Origin of the sequence: Desulfobotulus sp. (assembly GCF_034006065.1) — a bacterium.
In the GTDB taxonomy this organism is placed as follows: Bacteria; Desulfobacterota; Desulfobacteria; order Desulfobacterales; family ASO4-4; genus Desulfobotulus.
On the sequence record NZ_JAVETM010000005.1, the window covers coordinates 51,862 to 72,230 of the forward strand.

A 20,369-nucleotide genomic window follows, 5' to 3' on the forward strand; every position below is an offset into this window, starting at 1 on the left:
GCTTTCGTGTGTGAAGTGAACCGGAGGCCTTCAGGCGCAGTGTGCGGGATTAAAAAAAGATACCATTTCAGAGCTCATATGGCAAATTGTAAGGTGCACTGCCGCAATTTATAAAAGGGGATGGCGGAAAGACGGATGTTTACGGATCTGTATGTAGAGAACGGTCCAGAAAAGGGCACCCAGGGCGTCAGCGAGGATATCCATGGGATCGGCATGACGGCCTGGCACAAAAAACTGGTGGACCTCATCGGCAATGCCAAGGCAGGTGGCATAGAAAACGGCCAGGGCGCAGCGTTTTGTCCGGGATGCAATGGGAAGCAGACGGGTGGCCCGGAATGCCAGGATGCCCACCATGCCAAAGGCCATGAAATGAAGAATTTTATCCTTGAAAGCAAACGAAGGGCCAGGAACATGGCGTGGGGCTGAAGAAAGCCAGAAAATCAGAGCGCAGTAAAGGAGGAGGGGAAGAAAAAGGGCGGTAAAACGGGCAAGGGGTGTGGGAGCTGGGTTTTCTGGATGGGGCATATATGTTCTTTTTGTTTCGGGTAGAAGTTTAAAAGGGGGGCAGAGAGCGCCCCCCAGGTCTTTTCAGGCAAAGATTTCAAGACTTAAGGCGCGTTTTCGGATATGGCCTTTGACCGTATCCAGGAAAAGGCTGCGTTCCATGCCCATGAGCACCTTCCCGTCCAGGGTACGGACAGCAAAGGTTTTTGTTTCAATTTCCTTGGCCCCTACGGTGAGCATGAGGGGAATCTGAAGGAGCTGGGCGTCCCGTACCTTCTTTTTGAGGCTTTCGGAACGGGTATCCACTTCCACGCGCAGGCCCTCGGCGGAAAGTTCTTTTTGCAGGGCTTCGGTGGCGGGGATGAGCTCATCGTTCATGGGCAGCAGCATGACCTGTACAGGAGCGAGCCACAGGGGAAATTTTCCGGCAAAATGTTCGGTGAGAATGCCGAAGAAACGTTCGATGGAGCCGTAGATCACCCGATGGATCATGATGGGGCGGTGTTTTTCATTGTCCGGTCCCACATAGTTTAAGTCGAAACGCTCAGGCAGGGCCATGTCCAGCTGAATGGTGCCGCATTGCCAGGTACGGCCGATGGCGTCCCGGATATGGATGTCGATCTTGGGACCGTAGAAAGCGCCGTCCCCTTCGTTGACCTGATAGCCTTTACCGTAGGCTTCGAGGGCGGCCCGAAGTCCTTCGGTGGCCTGTTCCCACTGGGCATCGGTGCCGATGGATTTTTCAGGACGTGTGGAAAGCTCTAAGTGAAAATCAAGGCCAAAGGTGGCGTAGATGCGGTCCACAAGATGAAGAACGCCTAAGATTTCCTGCTGGATCTGATCCGGGGTCATGAAAATGTGGGCATCGTCCTGATGGAAGGCCCGGACGCGGAAAAGGCCGGAAAGGGCTCCGGACATCTCATGACGGTGTACAAGGCCGATTTCCCCGGCTCTGTGGGGCAGATCTTTATAGGAATGGGGTTTCATACCGAAAAGCAGCATGCCGCCGGGGCAGTTCATGGGTTTGATGGCGTAATCCATTTCATCCACCCGGGAGGTGTACATGTTTTCCCGGTAGTTTTCCCAGTGCCCGCTTTTTTCCCAGAGCATGCGGTTGAGCATGATGGGGGTTTTGGTTTCCACATAGCCCGCATCCCTGTGGGCTTCCCGCCAGTAGTCGAGGAGGGCATTCCAGATGGCCATGCCTTTTGCGTGGAAAAAGGGCATGCCCGGTGCCTCATCGTGGAAACTGAAGAGATCGAGCTGTACGCCGAGTTTTCTGTGATCCCGTTTTCTGGCTTCTTCCAGCAGGGTGAGGTAGGCTTTCAGGTCTTTTTTATCGAAAAAGGCCGTACCGTAAATGCGCTGAAGCTGCTGGCGACTCTGATCCGCCCGCCAGTAGGCTCCGGAAACCCGCATGAGCTTGATGGCTTTGATGTGGCCTGTGTGGGGAAGGTGGGGCCCCCGGCAGAGGTCAATGAAATCCCCCTGCTCATAGAGGCTGAAGACATCCCCTTCCAGGGAGTCGATGATTTCAAGTTTGTAGGGCTCGTTTCTGAAGCGCTCCCTGGCTTCTTCCCGGCTCATCTCCTTGCGGACAAAGGGTTTTTTGGCCTTGATGATGGCCTCGATTTCCGCCTCAATCTTCGGAAAGTCCTCTTCGGAAATGCTTTGCATATCAATATCATAATAAAAACCGTTTTCCACCACAGGGCCGATGGTGAGCCTTGCCTCAGGATAGAGGTGCATCACGGCTTCGGCCATGACATGGGCTGAGGAGTGGCGGAGAATTTCGAGGGCTTCGGGATCCTTGGGGGTGAGAAGGCGTACCCTGGCGTCTTTGTTTATGGGGGTATCCAGATCCTTCAGGGCGCCGTCTACTTCCACGGCAATGCAGTTACGGGCAAAACCTTCGGAAATGGAAAGGGCCACATCCATGCCGGAGGGAGGGTTTTCAAATTCCCGGATGCTTTGATCGGGCAGGGTGATACGTATCATGGGAACCATTCCTGGCTGGGGTTGGTATGGGTTCCGCCGTTTGATGAATTTTATAAGGGAAAAAAGCGTGTTGTCTCCGCGCTTTGGGCCTTGCAGGACGGCGGATACGAATGCAATTGCAGTACCTAAGGGAAATGGTCTTGCGGGTCAAGGAAAATTGTGGAACCATGGCAGGCTGCAAAAGTGGGGGAATAGGCTTGGTATTGCGCCGGGATATTCTGATTTTTTAGGATGACCATATGGACGAAGGATGGATTCTACGTATACGCTCATTGAAACCCAAAAAGACCTGGAGGCCATACTTCCCTTGCTCTGGTCGGCAGATCGCGTGGGAGTGGACCTTGAGGCCGACTCCATGTTCCATTTTCGGGAAAAGGTCTGTCTGATCCAGCTTGGGATTGAAAACCGGAATTTTGTACTGGACCCCGTGTCCATTCCGGACCTTTCGCCCCTGGGACCGGTTTTTGCTGACCCGGCGGTTCGGAAAGTTTTTCATGGTGCGGACTATGATGTGCGCTCCTTGTTTCGTGATTTTGGTTTTGTACTTGAAAATCTCTGGGACACGGAACTGGCCACGCGCTTTCTCGGACATCGCAGCTCAGGCCTGGATGCCGTTCTTCAGGCCCGCTTCGGTGTCTCCCTGGACAAGAAATATCAGAAAAAGGATTGGTCCCAGAGACCTCTCAGCAAGGAAATGATTGCCTATGCCGCAGGGGACACCCGTTACCTTCTGCCCCTTTCCCAGGCCCTGGAGGCCGAGCTTGCGGCTTTGGGGCGGCTTGCATGGGTGGAGGAGGAGTGCGCTCTTCTGCAACAGGTACGGGCTCCGGAGGTGGAGGAAAGGCCCCTTTTTCTGAGATTCAAGGGGGCGGGACGTCTGGATCGCAGGAGCCTTGCGGTGCTGGAAGCCCTGCTGGAATTCCGTCTGGAGATGGCGGAGAAAAAGGACAAACCCCTTTTCAAGGTGCTGGGGGGAGAAGCGCTCCTGCGTCTGGCCCAGGTGAAACCAAGGACCCTTGAGGATATCCGGAACCTGAAGGTGTTAAGTCCGCGTCAGCTTTCCATGTATGGGCATGGGCTTTTAGCCGCCATTCATGGAGCCTTATCCCTCTCCGAAGGGGATCTGCCCCTTTATCCCAAGACCCGGGCTATGCGGGTGAAACCCTTGGTTTCCTTGCGGATCAAAGCCCTGAAAACCTGGCGGGACAGCCTGGCGGAAGAGCTGGATCTGGATCCCGCCCTTTTGTGCAACAAAGCCCTTCTGACCCAGCTTGCCCAGCTTAACCCCAAAACCCTGGACCGGGTGTGGAGTATCCCGGAAATGCGCAGGTGGCAAAAGGAAGTTCTGGGTGAGGGCATTGTGGGGGTCCTCAGTGGGCTTTAGGAGCCGGATTCCGGCCAGCGAGCCTGGATGCGCGCCAGCGCGTCCAGATCGTCAATGAAACAGGGAACCAACCGGGGATCAAAGGACGCGCCTGCCATTTTGGTGAGAAAGGCGGCGGCCTGGGGAAGGCTCCAGGCTTTTTTGTAGCAGCGATCATGGATAAGGGCGTCAAAGACATCGGCAATGGCGGTGATGCGGCCAAAGATATGGATATTCTCGCCGGCAATGCCTAAGGGATAACCCTTGCCATCCCATCGCTCATGGTGTTCCCGTGCCACAATGGCTGCGCTGTGGAGGTCCGGTCTGTTTTCTGCGTGCAGCAGTTCATACCCGATGTCGGGGTGGGTGCGGATCACAGCCCTTTCCTCCGGGCTCAGAGGCGTCTTTTTGTCCAGAATGTCCTGGGGAATGGCCAGTTTGCCGATGTCGTGCAGAGGAGATACCCGGCGGAGTTCTTCGGCCATGGCCTCACCCAGGCCTGCCTTGAGGGCGAGATGATGGGAAAAGGCCCCCACCCTGTGGAGATGCCCTGCGCTTTCCCGTTTGCGGCTTCGGATCAGGGCGTGTTCCAGCAGCCGGGGAAAATCGGTTTCCCTGTGAATATCCGGCTGATGGTCAAAGAGCCGATCCAGCACATCGGCGATATGCCCCATGAAGATGGTCAATCTGTCCCTTTCATCCGGGCTGAGGGGCGGCTGGGCCACAATCTGGATTTCCATGCCCCTGCCCCCCGCCGACCGGGTGGAAAAGGATGAAAAAGGAAGGGCTTCCTGCCATTCCGGAAAAGCAAGAATTTCCTGAAAACAGGCGCATAAGGGATTGTCTTGGCAGTCCGTTGCCGTGAAACGGATTTTAAGGTTTCTGCCGGGCCTGCCTGGCGTGAAAAGGTGGACGACCTGGCTGACCACCGCAGAGGCAAAGGCGGGGGGCGCGGAAAGGTTCGTCAGGGGCGAGGTGGCCCTGAGCAGGTGACGGAGGTCATCCCTTTCCTTTTGTACGGAGACAAGTTCCCGGAAGTTTCTTAAGGCCGTGATGAGGGCGCTGCGGAGTTTCTGGGAAGTGAGATCGGATTTTTCCTTGTAATCATTGATGGCATAGTGGCTGATCACATGACTTTCCGGGGCCTTTCCCGGCTGGCCGGTTCGCAGAATGATGCGCGTGTTCTTGTTTCCCAGCTCTTCCCGGATGCAGTTCGCAGCGATAAGTCCTGCGATATCGCTTTCCATGACAACATCGAGGATCAGAACAGCGGTTTGCGGATTTCTCTTAAGAAATTCAGAAGCTTCATGGCCTGAGTAAACGCTGTGGATGCGAATGGGCCGGTCTTCAAAGGTGAGTCCGGCCAGGACCATGCGCGTGGTCCGGTGTACCTCTGCATCGTCGTCAGCCACGAGGATTTCCCAGGGCAGGGAATTCCAGGAACCGCTGTCAGCGGTTTGGGAGGGGGCTTCGGGGGCAAAGGATAAAGGCATGTTCACAGGATCGTCTGGAAAGTCTTGACGCATCTTGCCTCGTGTGTCTTTTTTAAAAGTACGCTACAGTGGATAGCGATGCGGATGGCTTTTTGGCCTGAAAACCTGAAAAGAGATCTGATGACATGGGCAAAAAAAGAATTTGCATTCATTCATGAGGATACCAAGCTAGTTTTTTTGAGGGAAATTGTCAAACTGAAAAAAGGTCAGGGGCGGGTTGCGGCGCTGCATACGCTGCGTCTGGAATACACTTTCGGGTACCACAAGAGCGAAGGAGGGGGAATGCGGATTCTTCTGTTCACAGGTAAGGGAGGGGCGGGCAAAACAACCACCGCTGCGGCGACAGCCCTGAAAGCAGCGCGGACCGGGAAAAAAACCCTTGTGATGTCTACGGATCCGGCCCATTCCCTGGGCGATGTATTGGGTCTGACCCTGGGGCCGGAGCCGGTGGAGGTGGAGGCCAACCTTTTTGCCCAGGAGCTGGATATTTATTATTCCATGCGTAAACACTGGGGTTCCCTGCGCAGGCTCATGCTGGATGTTTTCCGGTGGCAGGGGGTGGATCGCAAGATCGCCGAAGAGCTTGCCGCCATTCCCGGCATGGAGGAGGGCTCTGCTTTTTTGTGGATTGAAGAATACGCCAGAGAAAAGCGCTTTGACCTCATTGTCATTGATTCCGCACCCACGGGAGAAACCCTGACCCTCCTCTCCCTGCCCCAGGTGACCCAATGGTGGAGTTCCAAACTGTTTCCCTTGCCCAGAATGGCCCTGAAGGGGATGGGGAAATTCATGGGCCCCGCAGCCCCCATGCTGGCGGGGTTTGAAGAGCTGGACGCGCTTCTGGAAAAGATGGGCCGGGTGCAGAAGCTCCTGGCAGATCCGGAAATCACCAGTACCCGCATCCTTGTGAATCCGGAACGTATGGTCATTGCTGAGGCGCGGAGGGCTTACACCTATCTCCAGCTTTATGGGTACCATGTGGATGCGGTGATCGTGAATCGGATTCTTCCGGAAGGGGAGGCCAAGGGCTTTTTTGCCGCCTATCTGGAGTCTCAGGCCCGTTATATCACGGAAATTGAAGAAAGCTTTGCGCCGTTGCCCGTATTGCGGATGCCGCATCTGGGAGAAGAGGTATTTGGGCTTGCCCTTCTGGAAAAGGTGGGGCTGCTGCTCTATGGAGAAAGCACGGGAGATGCCTTTTTGTCCATGGAAAGGCCTTTGCGGATTGTGGAGGCCGACGGTGGGTATGTGCTGAGTCTCCGGCTGCCCTTCCTGGAAGAAGGGGATGTGAAGGTGAATCGTTCCGGTGATACCCTGACCCTGCACGCGGGGTCCAGGCGTCGCCATCTGTTTCTTCCTCGCTTCCTTGCCTTTTACACAATCCGGGAAACGTTGCACCATCCGCCGGAGTTGCGGATTTTTTTTGAAAAGCGTCCGGGATAGGGCATTTTCCGGGCAGGTCAGGCCCTTACGCCTTGTCCGATGCAGGCTCAGGCAAAAAAGGCCATGCTTTTTTTGCCTGAGATCCGGAAAAGGCTTTGGTGGAAGCGTGTGGCTTTCTGTATCTTTCTCAGTGGGGCCAGATTTCAATGGTGCCGGAAAAATCCATGTCAGCCCCGCTGAGGATGAGGCTGCCAAAGCTTTTGCCTTCTCCGGGCGCAGGGCCGATGCGTATGGCTCCGATGCGGGCTTCCTCCAGAATGATGCGGACGTGGGTGGCCTGGATGCGGATTTTTGAGACACTGGGGCCATCGGGGTTCAGGAGGCTGGGGCCGTAGATGGCGCTGCTGGAGACGATACCGTTGTCCGGTGTGAAAAAGCGCATTCTGTAATACACATCGCAGATGCTGGCATACATGCTTTTGGGCTCGCTCCCTCCATAATAGAAGGTATCCCAGGAAACTTCCTGGGTGAGATCAAACTGCATGTGGATAGTGGCGTTTCCGGAAAAGGCTTCGGTACGCGTGCGGATGTAACCTGTGGCGTCCTGCATGAGATCCTGGAAAATTTCCTCAAGGGAGGGCTGCCAGTGGAGGGTTTCAGGACTGGCCTGGGCTGTGATCCGGCTGAGCTCTTCGTCGGCAAGGCGTCTGTGATCCATGGCCTGGGCAGGGCAAGCGAGGGTAAGGACAATGAGGGGGGTGGTGAAAAGGAAGCGAAGTCCTTTCATGGCAAAGCCCTCCTGGGTATGGAGATGGAAAAAGGGATGGATGTGAAAATATTTTTCTGAGTAAACCGTGTTTTTTGTCAAATGTCAAATCAAGGCCCGTATTTCGGGTCTTTTTTATTGCAAGCCCTGGATCTGGGTGTTATGGAAGATTGGTTCAACCAATTTGGGCGATATGTCCAGGATGAAAGCCCAGGTGGAAAAAAGCAAACAAGGGAGGCCGGATGGGGGCGTATGCCTATGAACGGGTGCTGATGCATATCCGTGAAATGATGGAAAAGGGCGAGATTCTGGAAGGAGGACGCCTGCCTCCGGAAAGGCAGATGGCGGAAAGATTCGGGGTTTCGAGGCATGCGGTGCGTCAGGCCCTCCAATCCCTCGGGGAAAGGGGACTGGTGCAGCGGCGCCAGGGCTCAGGCAGTACCCTGATGGTGGGATCCTCGGACATTCTTGCAAGGGAAATGGCCCGCCTTCTCGCAGGGGAAGGCTCCCGTCTGGACGCTCTCTTTGAGTTCCGCCTGCTGCTGGAGCCGGAAATTGCAGCCCTTGCCGCTGCCCGCGTAAAAAAGGAAGACCTGCTGCGGCTGGAGGCGCTGGTGCGCACCCAGGAGAAAGGCGGGGATGGGGGAGACCTGGACGCGCGTTTCCACCAATGCCTCGCTGAAGCCACGGGAAATGGGGTGGTGTGTGAGGTGATGGCCTCCCTTGCGGGTCTTTTCAACGAAAGTCGCAGTCGGGCCTGGATGCATCCGCGTCGTATGAAGCGATCCCTTGAGGGGCACAAAAACATTCTGGATGCGTTGAAGGCAGGGGATGGGCAGGCCGCCCGTCGGGCCATGGCGGCGCATCTGGAGGGGGTGAGGGAAAGCCTTGTGTATGGGGAAGGGGCGCAGGAATAGAGTGGGGTCTTTCATGGCGACCTGTGGCAGCAAAAGCGGCGGGGATCCGGGGAAACCTGAGCCTGGGCAGAATGAATGGGCTCAGAAAGTCCGGGTACAACCAGTGGCCAGTGATATTTCTTTTTGTCTGGCGGATTGTGGGGGACCGGGCTTTTGTGAGGCCATTGAGCAAGATTTTTAACGGGGTTTTTCAGGAGAAAGAAATGATTGAAACCTGGCTTATTTACTTGTTGATGGGCGGTGTTGCAGGCGTTCTGGCCGGCCTTCTGGGCATAGGCGGCGGTCTTGTGGTGGTGCCCATGCTGGTCTTTGTCTTTCCGGGGCAGGGGGTGGATGGGTCCATTCAGATGCAGATGGCCTTGGGAACTTCCATGGCGACCATCATGTTCACGGCCATCTCCAGTCTCAAGGCTCACCATGCCCGCGGAGCGGTGCGTTGGGATGTGGTGCGACGCATCGCACCTGGAATTGTGCTGGGAACCTTTCTGGGGGCTATGCTTGTATCCCGCATGCCCACATCCTGGCTGAAAGGCATCTTTGTTATCTTTTTGTACTATGTATCCTTGCAGATGCTGCTGAACAAAAAACCCAAACCCAACCGCACCCTTCCCGGTCCTGCGGGGATGTTTGGTGTGGGTTGCGGCATTGGGGGAATGTCCAGCCTTGTGGGCATTGGCGGGGGGACTCTTTCCGTTCCCTTTATGACCTGGTGCAACCTGCCTTTTCATACGGTGATCGGTACTTCCGCTGCCATCGGTCTTCCCATCGCGGTGGCGGGAACCGCAGGCTATATCACAGGGGGCTGGGGCCATGGGCTTCTGCCCCCGCTTTCCCTGGGATTTGTCTATCTTCCCGCCTTTTTGGGTATTGTGGCGGCCAGCGTGCTGACAGCGCCCCTGGGAGCCAAGCTGGCCCATAGTCTCCCTGTGGACCGACTGAAGCGGGTTTTTGCTTTTCTTCTGATGATTGTGGCAACGCGGATGCTCATGGGGATCCTCTGATATTCTGGCTTAAGTTTTCAAGGCTCTGCGCCGCACCGGGTTTCAGTGCGGCCAAAGCCGCAAAGTGGTGGGAAGGATAAGGTGCGGGAATTTTACCGGAGGGGCGAGGGGGGGCGAAAGCCCCCTGCTTGTTTTCATGGAGGATTTTTCATGCGGGGATGTGGAGGCCATCCTGGAAGCGCAGGGCAATGTTGCGGAAGGTTTCGGCTTCACGGCTGAAAGCAAGGAGTACGTCCGGATCAAAGTGGGCGGGGAGGGTGCGGTTATCTCCTGAGATGATGATGTTCACGGCTTTTTCGTGGGAGAAAGCCTCCTTGTAACTACGCCTGGAAATAAGGGCGTCATACACATCCGCAATGGCCATAAGGCGGCCGGAAACGGGAATTTCATCGCCCTTAAGCCCTCTGGGGTATCCGCTGCCATCCCAGCGTTCGTGGTGGGTATAGGCAATTTCAGCGGCCACGCTGAGAAAGGAACTCTGGCCGAGAAGGCCCATTTCCGCACGGCGCAGGGCTTCATGGCCGTACAGGGTGTGGCGTTTCATTTCCTCGAACTCTTCCTTTGTGAGGGGGCCTTCCTTCAGAAGGATGCGATCGGGAACGCCTACCTTGCCAATGTCATGGAGAGGAGCGGATTTAAAGAGCATTTCAATGTAATGGCTGTTGTCGAGTACGGCTCGGAAGCGGGGATGGTGGCGCAGGTGACGGGCCAGAGTCCGCACATAGTGCTGGGATCTTCGGATGTGTTCGCCGGTTTCCATGTCCCGGGTTTCGGCCAGGGAGGCCATGCACTGGATGGTGACATCCTGGGTGCGCTCCAGCTCCTGGGTGCGTTCCCGAACCCGGTCTTCCAGGGTGGCGTTCTGTACAGCCAGGGCTTCCTGGGCCAGCTTCAGGGCCAGATGGTTGCGTACCCGCATGCGGACAATGGGCGGGCTGAAGGGTTTGGTGATGTAGTCCACAGCGCCAAGGGCCAGCCCCTTGTGCTCATCTAGGGCCTCGTTCATGGCTGTGACAAAGATGATGGGAATGTTGCGGGTGCGGGAATCCTGCTTGAGGCGGCGGCAGACCTCAAAGCCGTCCATACCGGGCATCATGATGTCCAGAAGAATCAGATCCGGTGGGTTGGCCTTGGCATGTTCCAGGGCCGTAGGTCCGTCAATGGCCACCATGATTTCATATTCCGTCCCCAGGGTGTCGAGAAGCAGATCAATATTGGTTTCCGTATCATCCACGACCATGAGGGTACAGTCTTGGGGTTCACGCACCATGGCGTCCCTCCAGGTTCCGGATCTGCTCCTGAATACGTTTCAGGGCGTCCTTGAGTTGATAGGAGCGGATCTGCTGAAGAATGTGGGAAACCTCCGTATCCAGGGGAGGGGGCCAGGTTTTCGCCTCAAGCTCTGCCATGATGGGCGCACAGCGTTTGGGTTTCAGATTGGCCACTTCGGGTTGGAGGCGGTAAAGCAGGCTCAGCAGATCGGCGGGTGTGCCGCCAGGGAGATCCCGGACCTGGGACTGGGGAAGGCAGAGTCCCTGCATGGCTTCCAGGGTGGTGTCCATGGCCTTTTTGAAATCCTGCCATGCGGCAAGAAGTCGATCCTTTTCCGTGGGCCTGCGGAGCAGGGCATCCAAGTGACTTGCGGTTTCGAAGATGGCGTTCATGGCAAGATTACCGGATACGCCCTTGATGGTATGGATTTCCAGTCTGGCCTCCTGCAGATTGTCTTTGTCCATGGATCTGCGGATGCGATCCGCTGCCTGACCGTATTCTTCACGGAATTTGATGAGAAGCTCAAGGTAAAGCTCCGCATTGTCTCCGGCCCGGGTAAGTCCGGATACGGTATCGATGCCGGGAAGATCCGGAAGGGAGAGGGTGTTTTCACAGGCGGTGGCGGGCCTGCCTTCCTGTTTGTGTTCATGAAAGGCCTGGGGCAGCCAGCGTACAAGGGTGGCAAAGAGCAGGGCCGGATTCACGGGTTTGGGGACATGGTCATTCATGCCCGCAAGGATGGCTGTCTCCCTGTCTCCCACCATGGCATTGGCCGTCATGGCGATGATGGGCAGATTTTCCCTGCCAGCGGTATTGCGGATCTGACGCGTGGCTTCATAGCCATCCATTTCCGGCATCTGGACATCCATAAGGATAAGGTCAAAGTGATATTCCAGTACCTTGTGCAGGGCTTCTCTTCCGTTGATCGCCGTTGTGACCCGGGCGCCCGCGCTGGTGAGAAGTTCTCTGGCCAGCTGGCGGTTAAGCTCGTTGTCTTCCGCAAGGAGAATGTGCACACCGTCAAGTCTTGGGGTTTCCTTTTCCGTGGCGAGGGTTTCCTCCTGATCAGAAAGGCTCTGGTGAGGAACGCAGAGGGCTTCCAGCGTACTATCCATGAGGTCTGAAATCGTAAAGGGCTTGAAAAGCACGCCATCGAGAAATTCCCTTTCCCTTTCCCGCAGATCCTTTCCAAAGGCTGTGACCAGAAGAATTTTCGGTTGGGGACTGATACGGCTTTCCCGGATTTTACGGGCGAGATCAATGCCATCCATGCCCGGTAGCTTCCAGTCAAGAAAAACAAGATCGCAGGACGCTCCCCTGGAAAGGTGGGCGAGGGCTTCTTCTGCGGAAGGGAAGGCCTCGGGTTTCATGGACAGGGTTTGGGTATATTCCGTGAGAACCTGACGACTGGCGGCATTGTCTTCCACCACAAGAACTCTGAGATCCCGGAGCATGGCGGGCGGAGTTTTTTCCTCAAGCAGGGTTTCTTCCTCCGAAGTCCTTAACCATACATCAAAGAAAAAGGTGCTGCCTTTCCCCAGGCTGCTTTCCACCTCAATGCGTCCGCCCATGATTTCCACAAGACGCTGGGAAATGCTGAGGCCAAGACCCGATCCCCCATATTTCCGGGTTGTGGAGGCGTCCACCTGGCTGAAGGGTCGGAAAAGGCCGGCCAGCTGTTCGGGACCCATGCCAATGCCCGTATCGCTGACGGAAAAGAGGACGCGGGTGCGTCCATCCTTCTGCTCGCCTGGCCGGATGGAAAGGGTGATCTGGCCTTTTTCCGTGAACTTCACCGCATTGCTGACAAGATTGAGCAGGACCTGGCCCAGACGTAAGGGATCGCCCATGCACACGGCGGGTGTTGCAGGATCTGTGATGAAGATCAGCTCCAGGCCCTTTTCATGGGCTTTGAGGGCCGTCTGATGGGAAAGGCGGGTGAGGATGTCATCCATGCGGAAGGCCACCTCCTCCATCTCCATGTGACCGGCCTCGATCTTGGAAAAATCCAGAATGTCGTTGATGATGCGCAGAAGGGAATCCGTGGCGGCCTGGATTTTTTCAAGGTAATCCTTCTGCTTGGGAGAAAGGGGGGTTTTCAGGGCCAGATAGGTCATGCCCATGATGCCGTTCATGGGGGTTCGGATTTCATGGCTCATGTTGGCAAGAAAACGGCTTTTGGCTTCTGTGGCCGCATCTGCGGCATCCTTTGCGATGGCCAGTTCCCGGTTCTTGGCTTCGAGTTCCCGGGCGAAGGCGTTGAGGGCCTCGGCGTTGTTTTCCGCCTTTTCTTTGGCGCGTTGCAGTTTTTCGTTGGCTTCCTGGAGGGCTGCGGTGCGTTCCATGACCCGTGTTTCCAGAAGACGGTTGGCGCTTTTCAGGGCGGCTTCGGCCTCCTTGCGCTCGGAGATGTCTTCGAGCATGCCTTCCACAAAAGGCAGCCCGGTTTCAGGATTGTTTTCAATGCGGGCCTGGATGGAGCCCCAGATCTGCCTGCCGTCCTTACGGCGGAGGCGGGTTTCAAAATTCTGAACAATGCGGTTTTTTTCAAGGCGTTGGCGGATGGTGATGGGGACATCGGGGTCCACGAAGAGTTCAGCCTCGAAATTATCCACAAGGGACATCATTTCCGCAATGCTCCGATAACCGAAGATCCGGGCCATGGAGGGGTTGATGTTCAGGATTCTGCCTGAAAGGGTGATCTGAAAAATCCCTTCCAGGGCATTTTCAAAAATACCCCGGTATTTTTTTTCCGATATGAGAAGGGCCGTTTCCGCCTGCCTGCGTTCCCGGATTTCTTCCTTGAGCTGATTGGTGTGGGCAGCAATGCGCGTGGCCATCATATTGATTTCCGTGATGATGGCGTTGATATCCTCCTGGGGTACGGGCCTGATGGCGCTGTCATAATTGCCTGCGGCAATGGACTGGATGTTGTGCAGGAGGGTATCCAGAGGCCCCTGGAGCAAGGAGGCCATGAGCAGTCGGATGACCAGCACCACAAGGCCTGTGGAGAGCAGGACCATGAGGCAGACCATGCGGACGAGGGTATTTTGCATGGCGCGGATGCTGTCTCTGGAAAACCAGGCTTCGATGGAGCCGATGGTGATGGGGCTGCCGTCTTCCCGGACGTATTCCATGTTGCGGACTTCCCGGAAGACATGGGAGGCCTCCGGAGGGGGAAGGTGGGTGAAGATAATGGTGTCCGGGCTGAAAATCACCCGAAGGCCCACCAGATGTTCCGTGTGAAGATAGGCCATGGCGATGCGGGCGGTGAGATCATTGTCCAGTTGCCAGGCCGGACCTGCCAGTACATGGGCCATTTCATTGCTGAGGATTCTGGCCTGATCCTGGAGTTCGGCATTGAGTCTGTGGGTGAGGTACACATAGTAAACGGTTCCCAGGGTTGCAAAGAGCAGGCTGAGGGCGAGGGCGAGACCAAGGATCAGGTCACGGGATAAGCTGCGTCTGGAGAGTCTGGGAAGGGGCATGGAGTCGGCTCGTGGGGGGGAGGTTAAAAGCGGTCTGTAAACCCTGTTTCCATCAATATAATCAATATAGAGGAATTCATCGGGACTGGCAAACAGGAATCTTGATTTTGAAGGCTTTGGAATGAAGAAAAGGCAGAAAGCATGAAAACACGGAGTATTCCGGAAGATGCCGGTGCAGGATTCATGGGGGAGAAGGCCGTTCGGAGGAGATGTCTGGGGAAGGCTCTCAGTGTTTTTTCATAAGATTGCATGGGTGGGGTTTGGAAGATCTGGACTTGTGCGCGAAAACGCCACATCTGTGGGTTGTTTGGGGAGGTTTCGTCCATGTCTATAAAAAACAGACTGTTATCTCCTGTTTTGGGGTGGGGCGGATGTGGCGGATCCGCCTCTTTTTTTGGAGCTTCCATGGGCCTGGAGAGAGAAAAAGGGACTTCCGGGAGGTCTCTTTTTTTAATTTTGCGTAAAATATCTTTACAAATTAATGCTTTATAAAATTATTTTGTTTTGTTTTTATACCATGGCATCTGCCTTGCAAAAGGGTATGAACGACAAGCAAAAAGCGTTTTGGTGTTTTGGTGTCTCCTTTGGTGGTGCACACCGGCTCCCTTCCTCCTGAGGTGGGTCGGTGTGCATAGCAAATAAAGGCGTTTTCCGCCTTCATTATAGACGCAGGGCAAAGATGTGCCGGAAGATGGGGCATGATCCGGCCAAATACCAACACAGAGCATTGTTTCATTCTGAAGGATGAACGGTGGTCTCAAAAAAAACGGGGAGTTGAATCATGAGAGAAGCGGTCATTGTCAGTGCCTGCCGTACACCGCTGGGGGCCTTTAACGGAGGATTGACAGCTCTGGGTGCTGTGGATCTTGGAGCCATTGTTATTCGTGAGGCTGTAAAGCGTGCGGGTATTGCGGACAAGGAAGTGAACGAAGTGATCATGGGCCAGGTGCTTCCCTGCGGCTGTGGGCAGAACCCGGCCAAGCAGGCTGCGGTGCGTGCGGGTATGCCCTGGGAAGTGGAAGCCCTGACCATCAACAAGGTCTGCGGATCAGCCCTGAAGGCCGTGATGCTGGCGGCCCAGGCTGTTGTGGCAGGGGACGCGGATGTGGTCATCGCAGGCGGCATGGAAAGCATGAGCAATGCGCCCTATTTTCTGGAAAAAGCCCGTTTTGGCCTGCGCATGGGCCATGGAGAGATCCGGGATGTGATGATCCACGATGGTCTCTGGGACCATGTGAACAATTTCCATATGGGCATGAGCAACGAGATCTGTTCGGAAAAATGGGGCGTTACCCGTGAAGACCAGGATCGTTACGCAGCAGAATCCTACCGCCGGGCCAATGAATCCAAAAACTCAGGCCGCTTTAAAGAAGAAATTGTTCCCGTTGAGATCAAGACCCGCAAAGGGGTAACGGTTTTTGCAGAAGATGAATCCGTGAAGGAAACACCCTATGAGATGCTGGCCGCCATGCCTGGTGCCTTTAAAAAGGGCGGGGTGGGGACTGCGGGCAATGCTTCCATCATCGCGGATGGCGCAGCCGCCGTATGTGTCATGAGTCGGGAAAAGGCCGAAGCTCTGGGGTGTGAAATCATGGCCACCATCGGCGCCCAGGCTTCCTACGGCATTGAGATGCAGTATGTACTCATGGCACCGGTCTGGTCCATTCCCAAGTGCTGCGCCAAGGAAGGCATTGCCATGGACGCCATTGATCTGTTTGAGATCAATGAGGCTTTCAGCGGCACCTCCTTTGCCATCAATCGGGAACTGAAACTGGATCCCGCCAAGGTCAACGTGAATGGCGGCAGTGTTGCCATCGGCCATCCCATTGGTGGCTCCGGCGCGAGAATTCTCACAACCCTTCTTTATGAGATGAAGCGGCGCAATGCCAAAACCGGTCTTGCTTCCCTGTGCCTTGGCGGGGGCGAAGCCGTATCCATGATTGTAAAACGCTAAGATGAGGAGGGCCATGGCCAGGGGGCCATGGCCATATAGAGAAAAGTGCTCTTTGGAAAATCCGTTTTTTTATCCGGCGAGAAGGGTGGGATTTTATGGGAAATGAAGATTTTCCGGAGGACATGCCCAAGACTTTCGGATGGAAGAACGGATTTTGATTCAAGGGACCATGAAAGGAGATTTGGGAATGGAAATCAAAACCTTTGGGGTGATCGGTGCAGGACAGATGGGAGGCGGTATTGCCCAGGTGGCTGCTGCCAGCGGGCTGGATGTCATTCTGATGGACATCAATGACGCTGCGCTGGAAAAGGGCATGGCCCTGATTGCCAAGAATCTTTCCCGTAATGTGGAAAAGGGAAAAATGGCTGCTGCGGAAAAGGATGCGATCCTCGGACGCTTCAAGACCGTTACCAGCCTTGAAGGCCTTAGCCCCTGTGATTATGTGGTGGAAGCCGCCACGGAAAATGAGAACCTCAAATTCAAGATTTTTGAAGATCTGGATCGCATCTGCAGACCCGGTGTCATCCTTGGCACCAACACCTCTTCCATTCCCATCGGTCGTATTGCCGCAAGAACCAAGCGTCCTGAAAAGGTCATTGGCATGCACTTTATGAATCCTGTGCCTGTCATGAAGCTTGTTGAGATTATCCGGGGCATCGCAACGGATACGGAAACCTTTAAAATCACCTGGGATATGTGCGTCAAGTTCGGCAAAACTCCGGCAGAAGCCAATGACTTCCCCGGCTTCATTGCCAACCGCATTCTCATGCCCATGATCAATGAGGCGGTTTTTGCCCTGTATCAGAGCGTGGGCCGTAAAGAAGACATTGATACGGTCATGAAGCTTGGCATGAATCATCCCATGGGACCTCTGGAGCTTGCCGACCTCATTGGCCTGGATACCTGCCTTGCCATCATGGAAACGCTCTACGATGGTTTCAAGGATTCCAAATACAGACCCTGCCCCCTGCTGCGAAAATACGTGGAAGCGGGTTGGCTGGGACGTAAAACCGGTCGGGGATTCTACGAGTACAAATAGCGTATACGGGTGAGTGTGGCGCCGTCCTGCGGGAGGGCGCCTGAAATACGGCTTTCAAATGAACGGGGGCAGTCATGGCGTTTGAAATCAGTAAAGAGCAGAAAATGATTCAGAAAATGGCCAAGGAGTTCGGTCGCAAGGAATTGGCGGAAGCCGCCATGGAACGGGACCATACCGGGGAATATCCCAAGGAGATCCTCAAGAAAATGGGTGAGCTGGGTCTTCTGGGGATGCTGGTTCCGGAAGCCTATGGCGGCGAAAACATGGGGACTGTGGCCTACTCCCTGGCTCTGACGGAGATCGCGTACTACGATGCATCCGTGGCCGTTATCATGAGTGTACACAACTCCATCGGATGCGGCAGTCTTGTGCGCTTTGGCAATGAGGCTCAGAAGGAGAAGTATCTGCGCCCCATGGCCAAGGGCGAAATCATTGCAAGCTTTGCCCTTTCCGAACCCGAAGCAGGCAGCGACCCTGCGGGCATGACGGCCACAGCGGAAAAAGACGGGGACTTTTATGTGCTGAACGGCACCAAGCGCTGGATCACAGGCGGCGCCACATCGGGTGTTTTCATTATCCTTGCCAAGACCGATCCCGCCGCAGGCCACAAGGGCATTTCCGCATTCCTCATTGAGCCGGGCATTCCGGGTTTCATCGTGGGCCGCAAGGAAGACAAGATGGGGCTCAAGGGTTCGGATACCACGGACCTGATCTTTGACAACTGCCGCGTTCCCGCCAGCTGCCTTCTTGGCAAGGAAGGCGAAGGCTTCATCGTTGCCATGAGCGGTCTTGATGATGGACGCATCGGCATCGGATCCCAGAGCCTTGGCGTTGGCATGCGGGCTTTGGACCTGGCCGTGGATTACGCCAAACAGCGCCACCAGTTCGGAAAACCCATTGCGGCCAACCAGGGCCTGCGCTGGATGATCGCGGATATGGCCACGGAAGTGGAGGCGGCGCGTCTTCTGGTGCTGAACGCCGCAGCCATGAAGGACCGGGGCGAAAAATGCTCCAAGGAAGCATCCATGGCCAAGATGTATGCCTCTGAAATGGCCAACCATGTGGCGGCCCAGAGTCTGCAGATCCATGGCGGATACGGATATACCAAGGAATTTGAAATTGAGCGCCTGTACCGGGATGCCAGGGTATTCACCATTTATGAGGGCACCACCCAGGTTCAGAAGATCGTTATCAGCGGTGAGGTCATTGGCGATAAGAAGCGCAAGAAGAAGTAGGGGGCATGACGGACGCCCGACAGGCGTCCGTTTTTTTCACGCAGGCGGGTGAACATTGTTCTTATCTGCAGCCTGCGTAACCGGCGCAAGGACGGGGATTTGCCTTGCGCCATGATGTCAGCCGGTTTTCTTTAAGGAGGAGAAATGGCAAAACCCAAGAAAATGACACTACAGGAGGCTGTCGCGCAGATTCCCGACGGCGCCATGCTGACTTTCAGCGGTTTTACCATCTGGCGGCGTCCCATGGCCGCTGTGTATGAACTCATCCGGCAGGGAAAAAAAGACCTGCACCTTGTGGAAGTGAACGGTGGCACCCATTCCGACCTGCTCATCGGAGCCGGTTGTGTGAAAATCTGGGAGAGTTGCTGGATCGGCCATGAACTTTTCGGCAAAATTGGCGCCAACCTGGCGCGCAGGGCCGAAGCAGGCCAGGTGATCATTGAGGATTACAGCCATGTCCAGATCCTTTACCGCATGGCCGCAGGCTCCATGGGTCTTCCTTACCTGCCCACCTTCGCCAGTATGGGCACGGACATGCTCAACCCCGCCTATGACAACCTCAAGACCGCAGGCTTGAGGGACGGCAGCAACCCCAAGATTCCCAAGAAAAAATACGAGATCGTTTCAGACCCCTTCTATGGTGGAGAGCTCCTGCACATCCCCGCAGCCAATCCGGACTGGTGCATCGCCCATGTGCAGATGGTGGGTGAAGAGGGCACGGTGCGGGTGGATGGTCAGCTGTATTCGGATTCAGAAGCCATCAAGGCCTCGGATAATGTCATCATTGTCGCAGAGCAGGTGGTGAGTGAAGAGTTTATCCGCAGAGAACCCACCCGTAACCTGGTGGCAGCCCATCAGGTATCCTGCATCGTTCATCAACCCTGGGGCGCGCATCCCACGGGATGTTTCGGATGCTATGAAACCGACGGTGCTTTTATCCAGAATTTCTTCAAGAGTACCCGTTCCCAGGAAGGCCTTGACGCCTGGGTGAAGGAGTGGATCCACGATCTGCCGAATTTTGACGCGTATCTTGAAAAACTCGGCATCACCCGTCTGGAGAAGCTGCGGGCGAACCCAGCATTCGGCTATTCCACCACAGTAAAGAGGGGGACACGCGCATGAATCGGGATACTACCCTTGCCAAAGTAGGCGAATTCAAGCCCATTGACCTCCTGGCTGTTGCGGCGGCCAGGGAAGTGACGGACGGAGATGTGGTTTTTGCGGGTACAGGTCTGCCCATGCTGGCCATCGGTCTTGCCCAGCTGACCACAGCGCCTTCTGCAGTATGTATCTATGAAGCAGGCAGCGTGGACGGCCGTCCCGTGTCCCTGCCCACCTCCGTAGGCGATGCCCGTTGTATCTATCAGGCTTCCGTGGCCTCCGGACTTTTTGACGTATTCAACCAGCTTCAGCGTGGCAAGGTGGACCTGGCCTTCCTCGGCGGTGCGGAAGTGGATCGCTATGGGAACGTGAACACCACGGGTATGGGCAAGTACGGCATCGTTCCTGAAAAACGCCTGACCGGCTCTGGCGGTAACTCGGATATCAACGGTCTTGCCAAGAAAACCGTATTCATCATGGTTCAGGAAAAAAGACGCTTCAGAGAGAAGGTGGATTTTGTGACCTCTCCGGGCTGGCGCGTTCCCAAGTGGCCTTCGGGTGAAATGGTACACAAGAAAGAAGTGTACAACAGGGCTTTCCGGGGTGGGCCTGAGGCGGTGATTTCCAACATGGCTGTGTTCCGTTTTGACGAAAACGGTGAAATGTACCTTGACACCTATCATCCTGGTTTTTCTCCGGAACTGGTGAAGGAAAACTGCAGTTTTGATCTCAATATCAGCCGGGTACGCGGTGAAACCAAGCCTCCGACCTTAGGCGAACTGGATCTTCTTTACAACACGATCGACCCGGAAGGCATTTTCCTTCCGTAATCGGTGTGCCGGTGCCCCCCCGCAC

Annotated in this window: 15 protein-coding genes; 9 read left to right on the forward strand and 6 right to left on the reverse strand. The window is 55.4% G+C overall.

The annotated features are described in order from the left end of the window. Nucleotides 1-108: 108 nt before the first annotated feature. Together RBR60_RS03795 and thrS are read right to left on the reverse strand one after the other, a co-directional pair. Nucleotides 109-525, reverse strand: coding sequence for a VanZ family protein (locus RBR60_RS03795; RefSeq protein WP_320354546.1), 417 nt, complete (start codon nt 523-525; stop codon nt 109-111). Nucleotides 526-588: 63 nt separating this feature from the next. After that, on the reverse strand, nt 589-2,502 hold the full coding sequence (gene thrS, locus RBR60_RS03800) for a threonine--tRNA ligase (protein WP_320354547.1): 1,914 nt from the start codon (nt 2,500-2,502) through the stop codon (nt 589-591). 250 nt (nt 2,503-2,752) lie between these two features. Between thrS and RBR60_RS03805 the strand changes: the two genes are divergently transcribed. Further along, nucleotides 2,753-3,886 (forward strand): ribonuclease D, encoded by a 1,134-nt coding sequence (locus RBR60_RS03805; RefSeq protein WP_320354548.1) that lies wholly within the window; start codon nt 2,753-2,755, stop codon nt 3,884-3,886. Here RBR60_RS03805 and RBR60_RS03810 read toward each other — a convergent pair. Then, a complete protein-coding gene (locus RBR60_RS03810; RefSeq protein ID WP_320354549.1) occupies nt 3,883-5,391 on the reverse strand; it encodes an HD domain-containing phosphohydrolase in 1,509 nt (502 codons plus the stop codon). The genes RBR60_RS03805 and RBR60_RS03810 overlap by 4 nt on opposite strands. Nucleotides 5,392-5,640: 249 nt before the next feature. Between RBR60_RS03810 and RBR60_RS03815 the strand changes: the two genes are divergently transcribed. Next, nucleotides 5,641-6,801 (forward strand): ArsA family ATPase, encoded by a 1,161-nt coding sequence (locus RBR60_RS03815; protein WP_320354550.1) that lies wholly within the window; start codon nt 5,641-5,643, stop codon nt 6,799-6,801. 127 nt (nt 6,802-6,928) lie between these two features. Here RBR60_RS03815 and RBR60_RS03820 read toward each other — a convergent pair whose 3' ends face one another. Continuing rightward, nucleotides 6,929-7,528 carry a hypothetical protein gene (locus tag RBR60_RS03820; protein WP_320354551.1) on the reverse strand — a complete coding sequence of 200 codons (600 nt, stop codon included), beginning with the start codon at nt 7,526-7,528 and terminating at the stop codon, nt 6,929-6,931. A 221-nt stretch (nt 7,529-7,749) separates the two neighbouring features. Here RBR60_RS03820 and RBR60_RS03825 point away from each other — a divergent pair, with 221 nt between their 5' ends. After that, nucleotides 7,750-8,424 (forward strand): FadR/GntR family transcriptional regulator, encoded by a 675-nt coding sequence (locus RBR60_RS03825; RefSeq protein WP_320354552.1) that lies wholly within the window; start codon nt 7,750-7,752, stop codon nt 8,422-8,424. Between the two features lie 203 nt (nt 8,425-8,627). After that, nucleotides 8,628-9,425, forward strand: coding sequence for a sulfite exporter TauE/SafE family protein (locus RBR60_RS03830; RefSeq protein WP_320354553.1), 798 nt, complete (start codon nt 8,628-8,630; stop codon nt 9,423-9,425). A gap of 148 nt (nt 9,426-9,573) precedes the next feature. Here RBR60_RS03830 and RBR60_RS03835 read toward each other — a convergent pair whose 3' ends face one another. Next, nucleotides 9,574-10,695: a two-component system response regulator gene (locus tag RBR60_RS03835; protein WP_320354554.1), complete on the reverse strand. Its 1,122-nt coding sequence runs from the start codon at nt 10,693-10,695 to the stop codon at nt 9,574-9,576. Then, nucleotides 10,685-14,185, reverse strand: a complete 3,501-nt coding sequence (locus RBR60_RS03840; RefSeq protein WP_320354555.1) for a response regulator — start codon at nt 14,183-14,185, stop codon at nt 10,685-10,687. Before RBR60_RS03840 ends, RBR60_RS03835 begins: the two co-directional genes overlap by 11 nt. A 781-nt stretch (nt 14,186-14,966) precedes the next feature. Here RBR60_RS03840 and RBR60_RS03845 point away from each other — a divergent pair. From RBR60_RS03845 to RBR60_RS03865, 5 genes are all read left to right on the forward strand, one after another. Further along, a complete protein-coding gene (locus RBR60_RS03845; protein ID WP_320354556.1) occupies nt 14,967-16,139 on the forward strand; it encodes an acetyl-CoA C-acetyltransferase in 1,173 nt (390 codons plus the stop codon). 187 nt (nt 16,140-16,326) lie between these two features. After that, nucleotides 16,327-17,178, forward strand: coding sequence for a 3-hydroxybutyryl-CoA dehydrogenase (locus RBR60_RS03850; protein WP_320354557.1), 852 nt, complete (start codon nt 16,327-16,329; stop codon nt 17,176-17,178). A 74-nt stretch (nt 17,179-17,252) separates the two neighbouring features. Further along, nucleotides 17,253-18,413, forward strand: coding sequence for an acyl-CoA dehydrogenase family protein (locus tag RBR60_RS03855; protein WP_320354558.1), 1,161 nt, complete (start codon nt 17,253-17,255; stop codon nt 18,411-18,413). A 144-nt stretch (nt 18,414-18,557) separates the two neighbouring features. Beyond that, nucleotides 18,558-19,535 carry a CoA transferase gene (locus tag RBR60_RS03860; protein WP_320354559.1) on the forward strand — a complete coding sequence of 326 codons (978 nt, stop codon included), beginning with the start codon at nt 18,558-18,560 and terminating at the stop codon, nt 19,533-19,535. Beyond that, entirely contained in the window at nt 19,532-20,344 is an 813-nt protein-coding gene (locus tag RBR60_RS03865; protein WP_320354560.1) for a CoA-transferase subunit beta, read from the forward strand. The genes RBR60_RS03860 and RBR60_RS03865 overlap by 4 nt, the downstream gene beginning before the upstream one ends. Nucleotides 20,345-20,369: the final 25 nt, after the last annotated feature.

Excerpts from the sequence above, each read along its gene's own strand:
- RBR60_RS03820 (WP_320354551.1), bottom strand. The coding sequence starts at position 7,528 with ATGAAAGGACTTCGCTTCCTTTTCACCACCCCCCTCATTGTCCTTACC.
- RBR60_RS03825 (WP_320354552.1), top strand. The coding sequence starts at position 7,750 with ATGGGGGCGTATGCCTATGAACGGGTGCTGATGCATATCCGTGAAATG.
- RBR60_RS03855 (WP_320354558.1), top strand. The coding sequence starts at position 17,253 with ATGGCGTTTGAAATCAGTAAAGAGCAGAAAATGATTCAGAAAATGGCC.
- RBR60_RS03810 (WP_320354549.1), bottom strand. The coding sequence starts at position 5,391 with ATGCGTCAAGACTTTCCAGACGATCCTGTGAACATGCCTTTATCCTTT.
- RBR60_RS03795 (WP_320354546.1), bottom strand. The coding sequence starts at position 525 with ATGCCCCATCCAGAAAACCCAGCTCCCACACCCCTTGCCCGTTTTACC.
- RBR60_RS03865 (WP_320354560.1), top strand. The coding sequence starts at position 19,532 with ATGAATCGGGATACTACCCTTGCCAAAGTAGGCGAATTCAAGCCCATT.
- RBR60_RS03850 (WP_320354557.1), top strand. The coding sequence starts at position 16,327 with ATGGAAATCAAAACCTTTGGGGTGATCGGTGCAGGACAGATGGGAGGC.
- RBR60_RS03830 (WP_320354553.1), top strand. The coding sequence starts at position 8,628 with ATGATTGAAACCTGGCTTATTTACTTGTTGATGGGCGGTGTTGCAGGC.
- RBR60_RS03805 (WP_320354548.1), top strand. The coding sequence starts at position 2,753 with ATGGATTCTACGTATACGCTCATTGAAACCCAAAAAGACCTGGAGGCC.
- RBR60_RS03845 (WP_320354556.1), top strand. The coding sequence starts at position 14,967 with ATGAGAGAAGCGGTCATTGTCAGTGCCTGCCGTACACCGCTGGGGGCC.
- RBR60_RS03860 (WP_320354559.1), top strand. The coding sequence starts at position 18,558 with ATGGCAAAACCCAAGAAAATGACACTACAGGAGGCTGTCGCGCAGATT.
- thrS (WP_320354547.1), bottom strand. The coding sequence starts at position 2,502 with ATGATACGTATCACCCTGCCCGATCAAAGCATCCGGGAATTTGAAAAC.
- RBR60_RS03840 (WP_320354555.1), bottom strand. The coding sequence starts at position 14,185 with ATGCCCCTTCCCAGACTCTCCAGACGCAGCTTATCCCGTGACCTGATC.
- RBR60_RS03815 (WP_320354550.1), top strand. The coding sequence starts at position 5,641 with ATGCGGATTCTTCTGTTCACAGGTAAGGGAGGGGCGGGCAAAACAACC.
- RBR60_RS03835 (WP_320354554.1), bottom strand. The coding sequence starts at position 10,695 with ATGGTGCGTGAACCCCAAGACTGTACCCTCATGGTCGTGGATGATACG.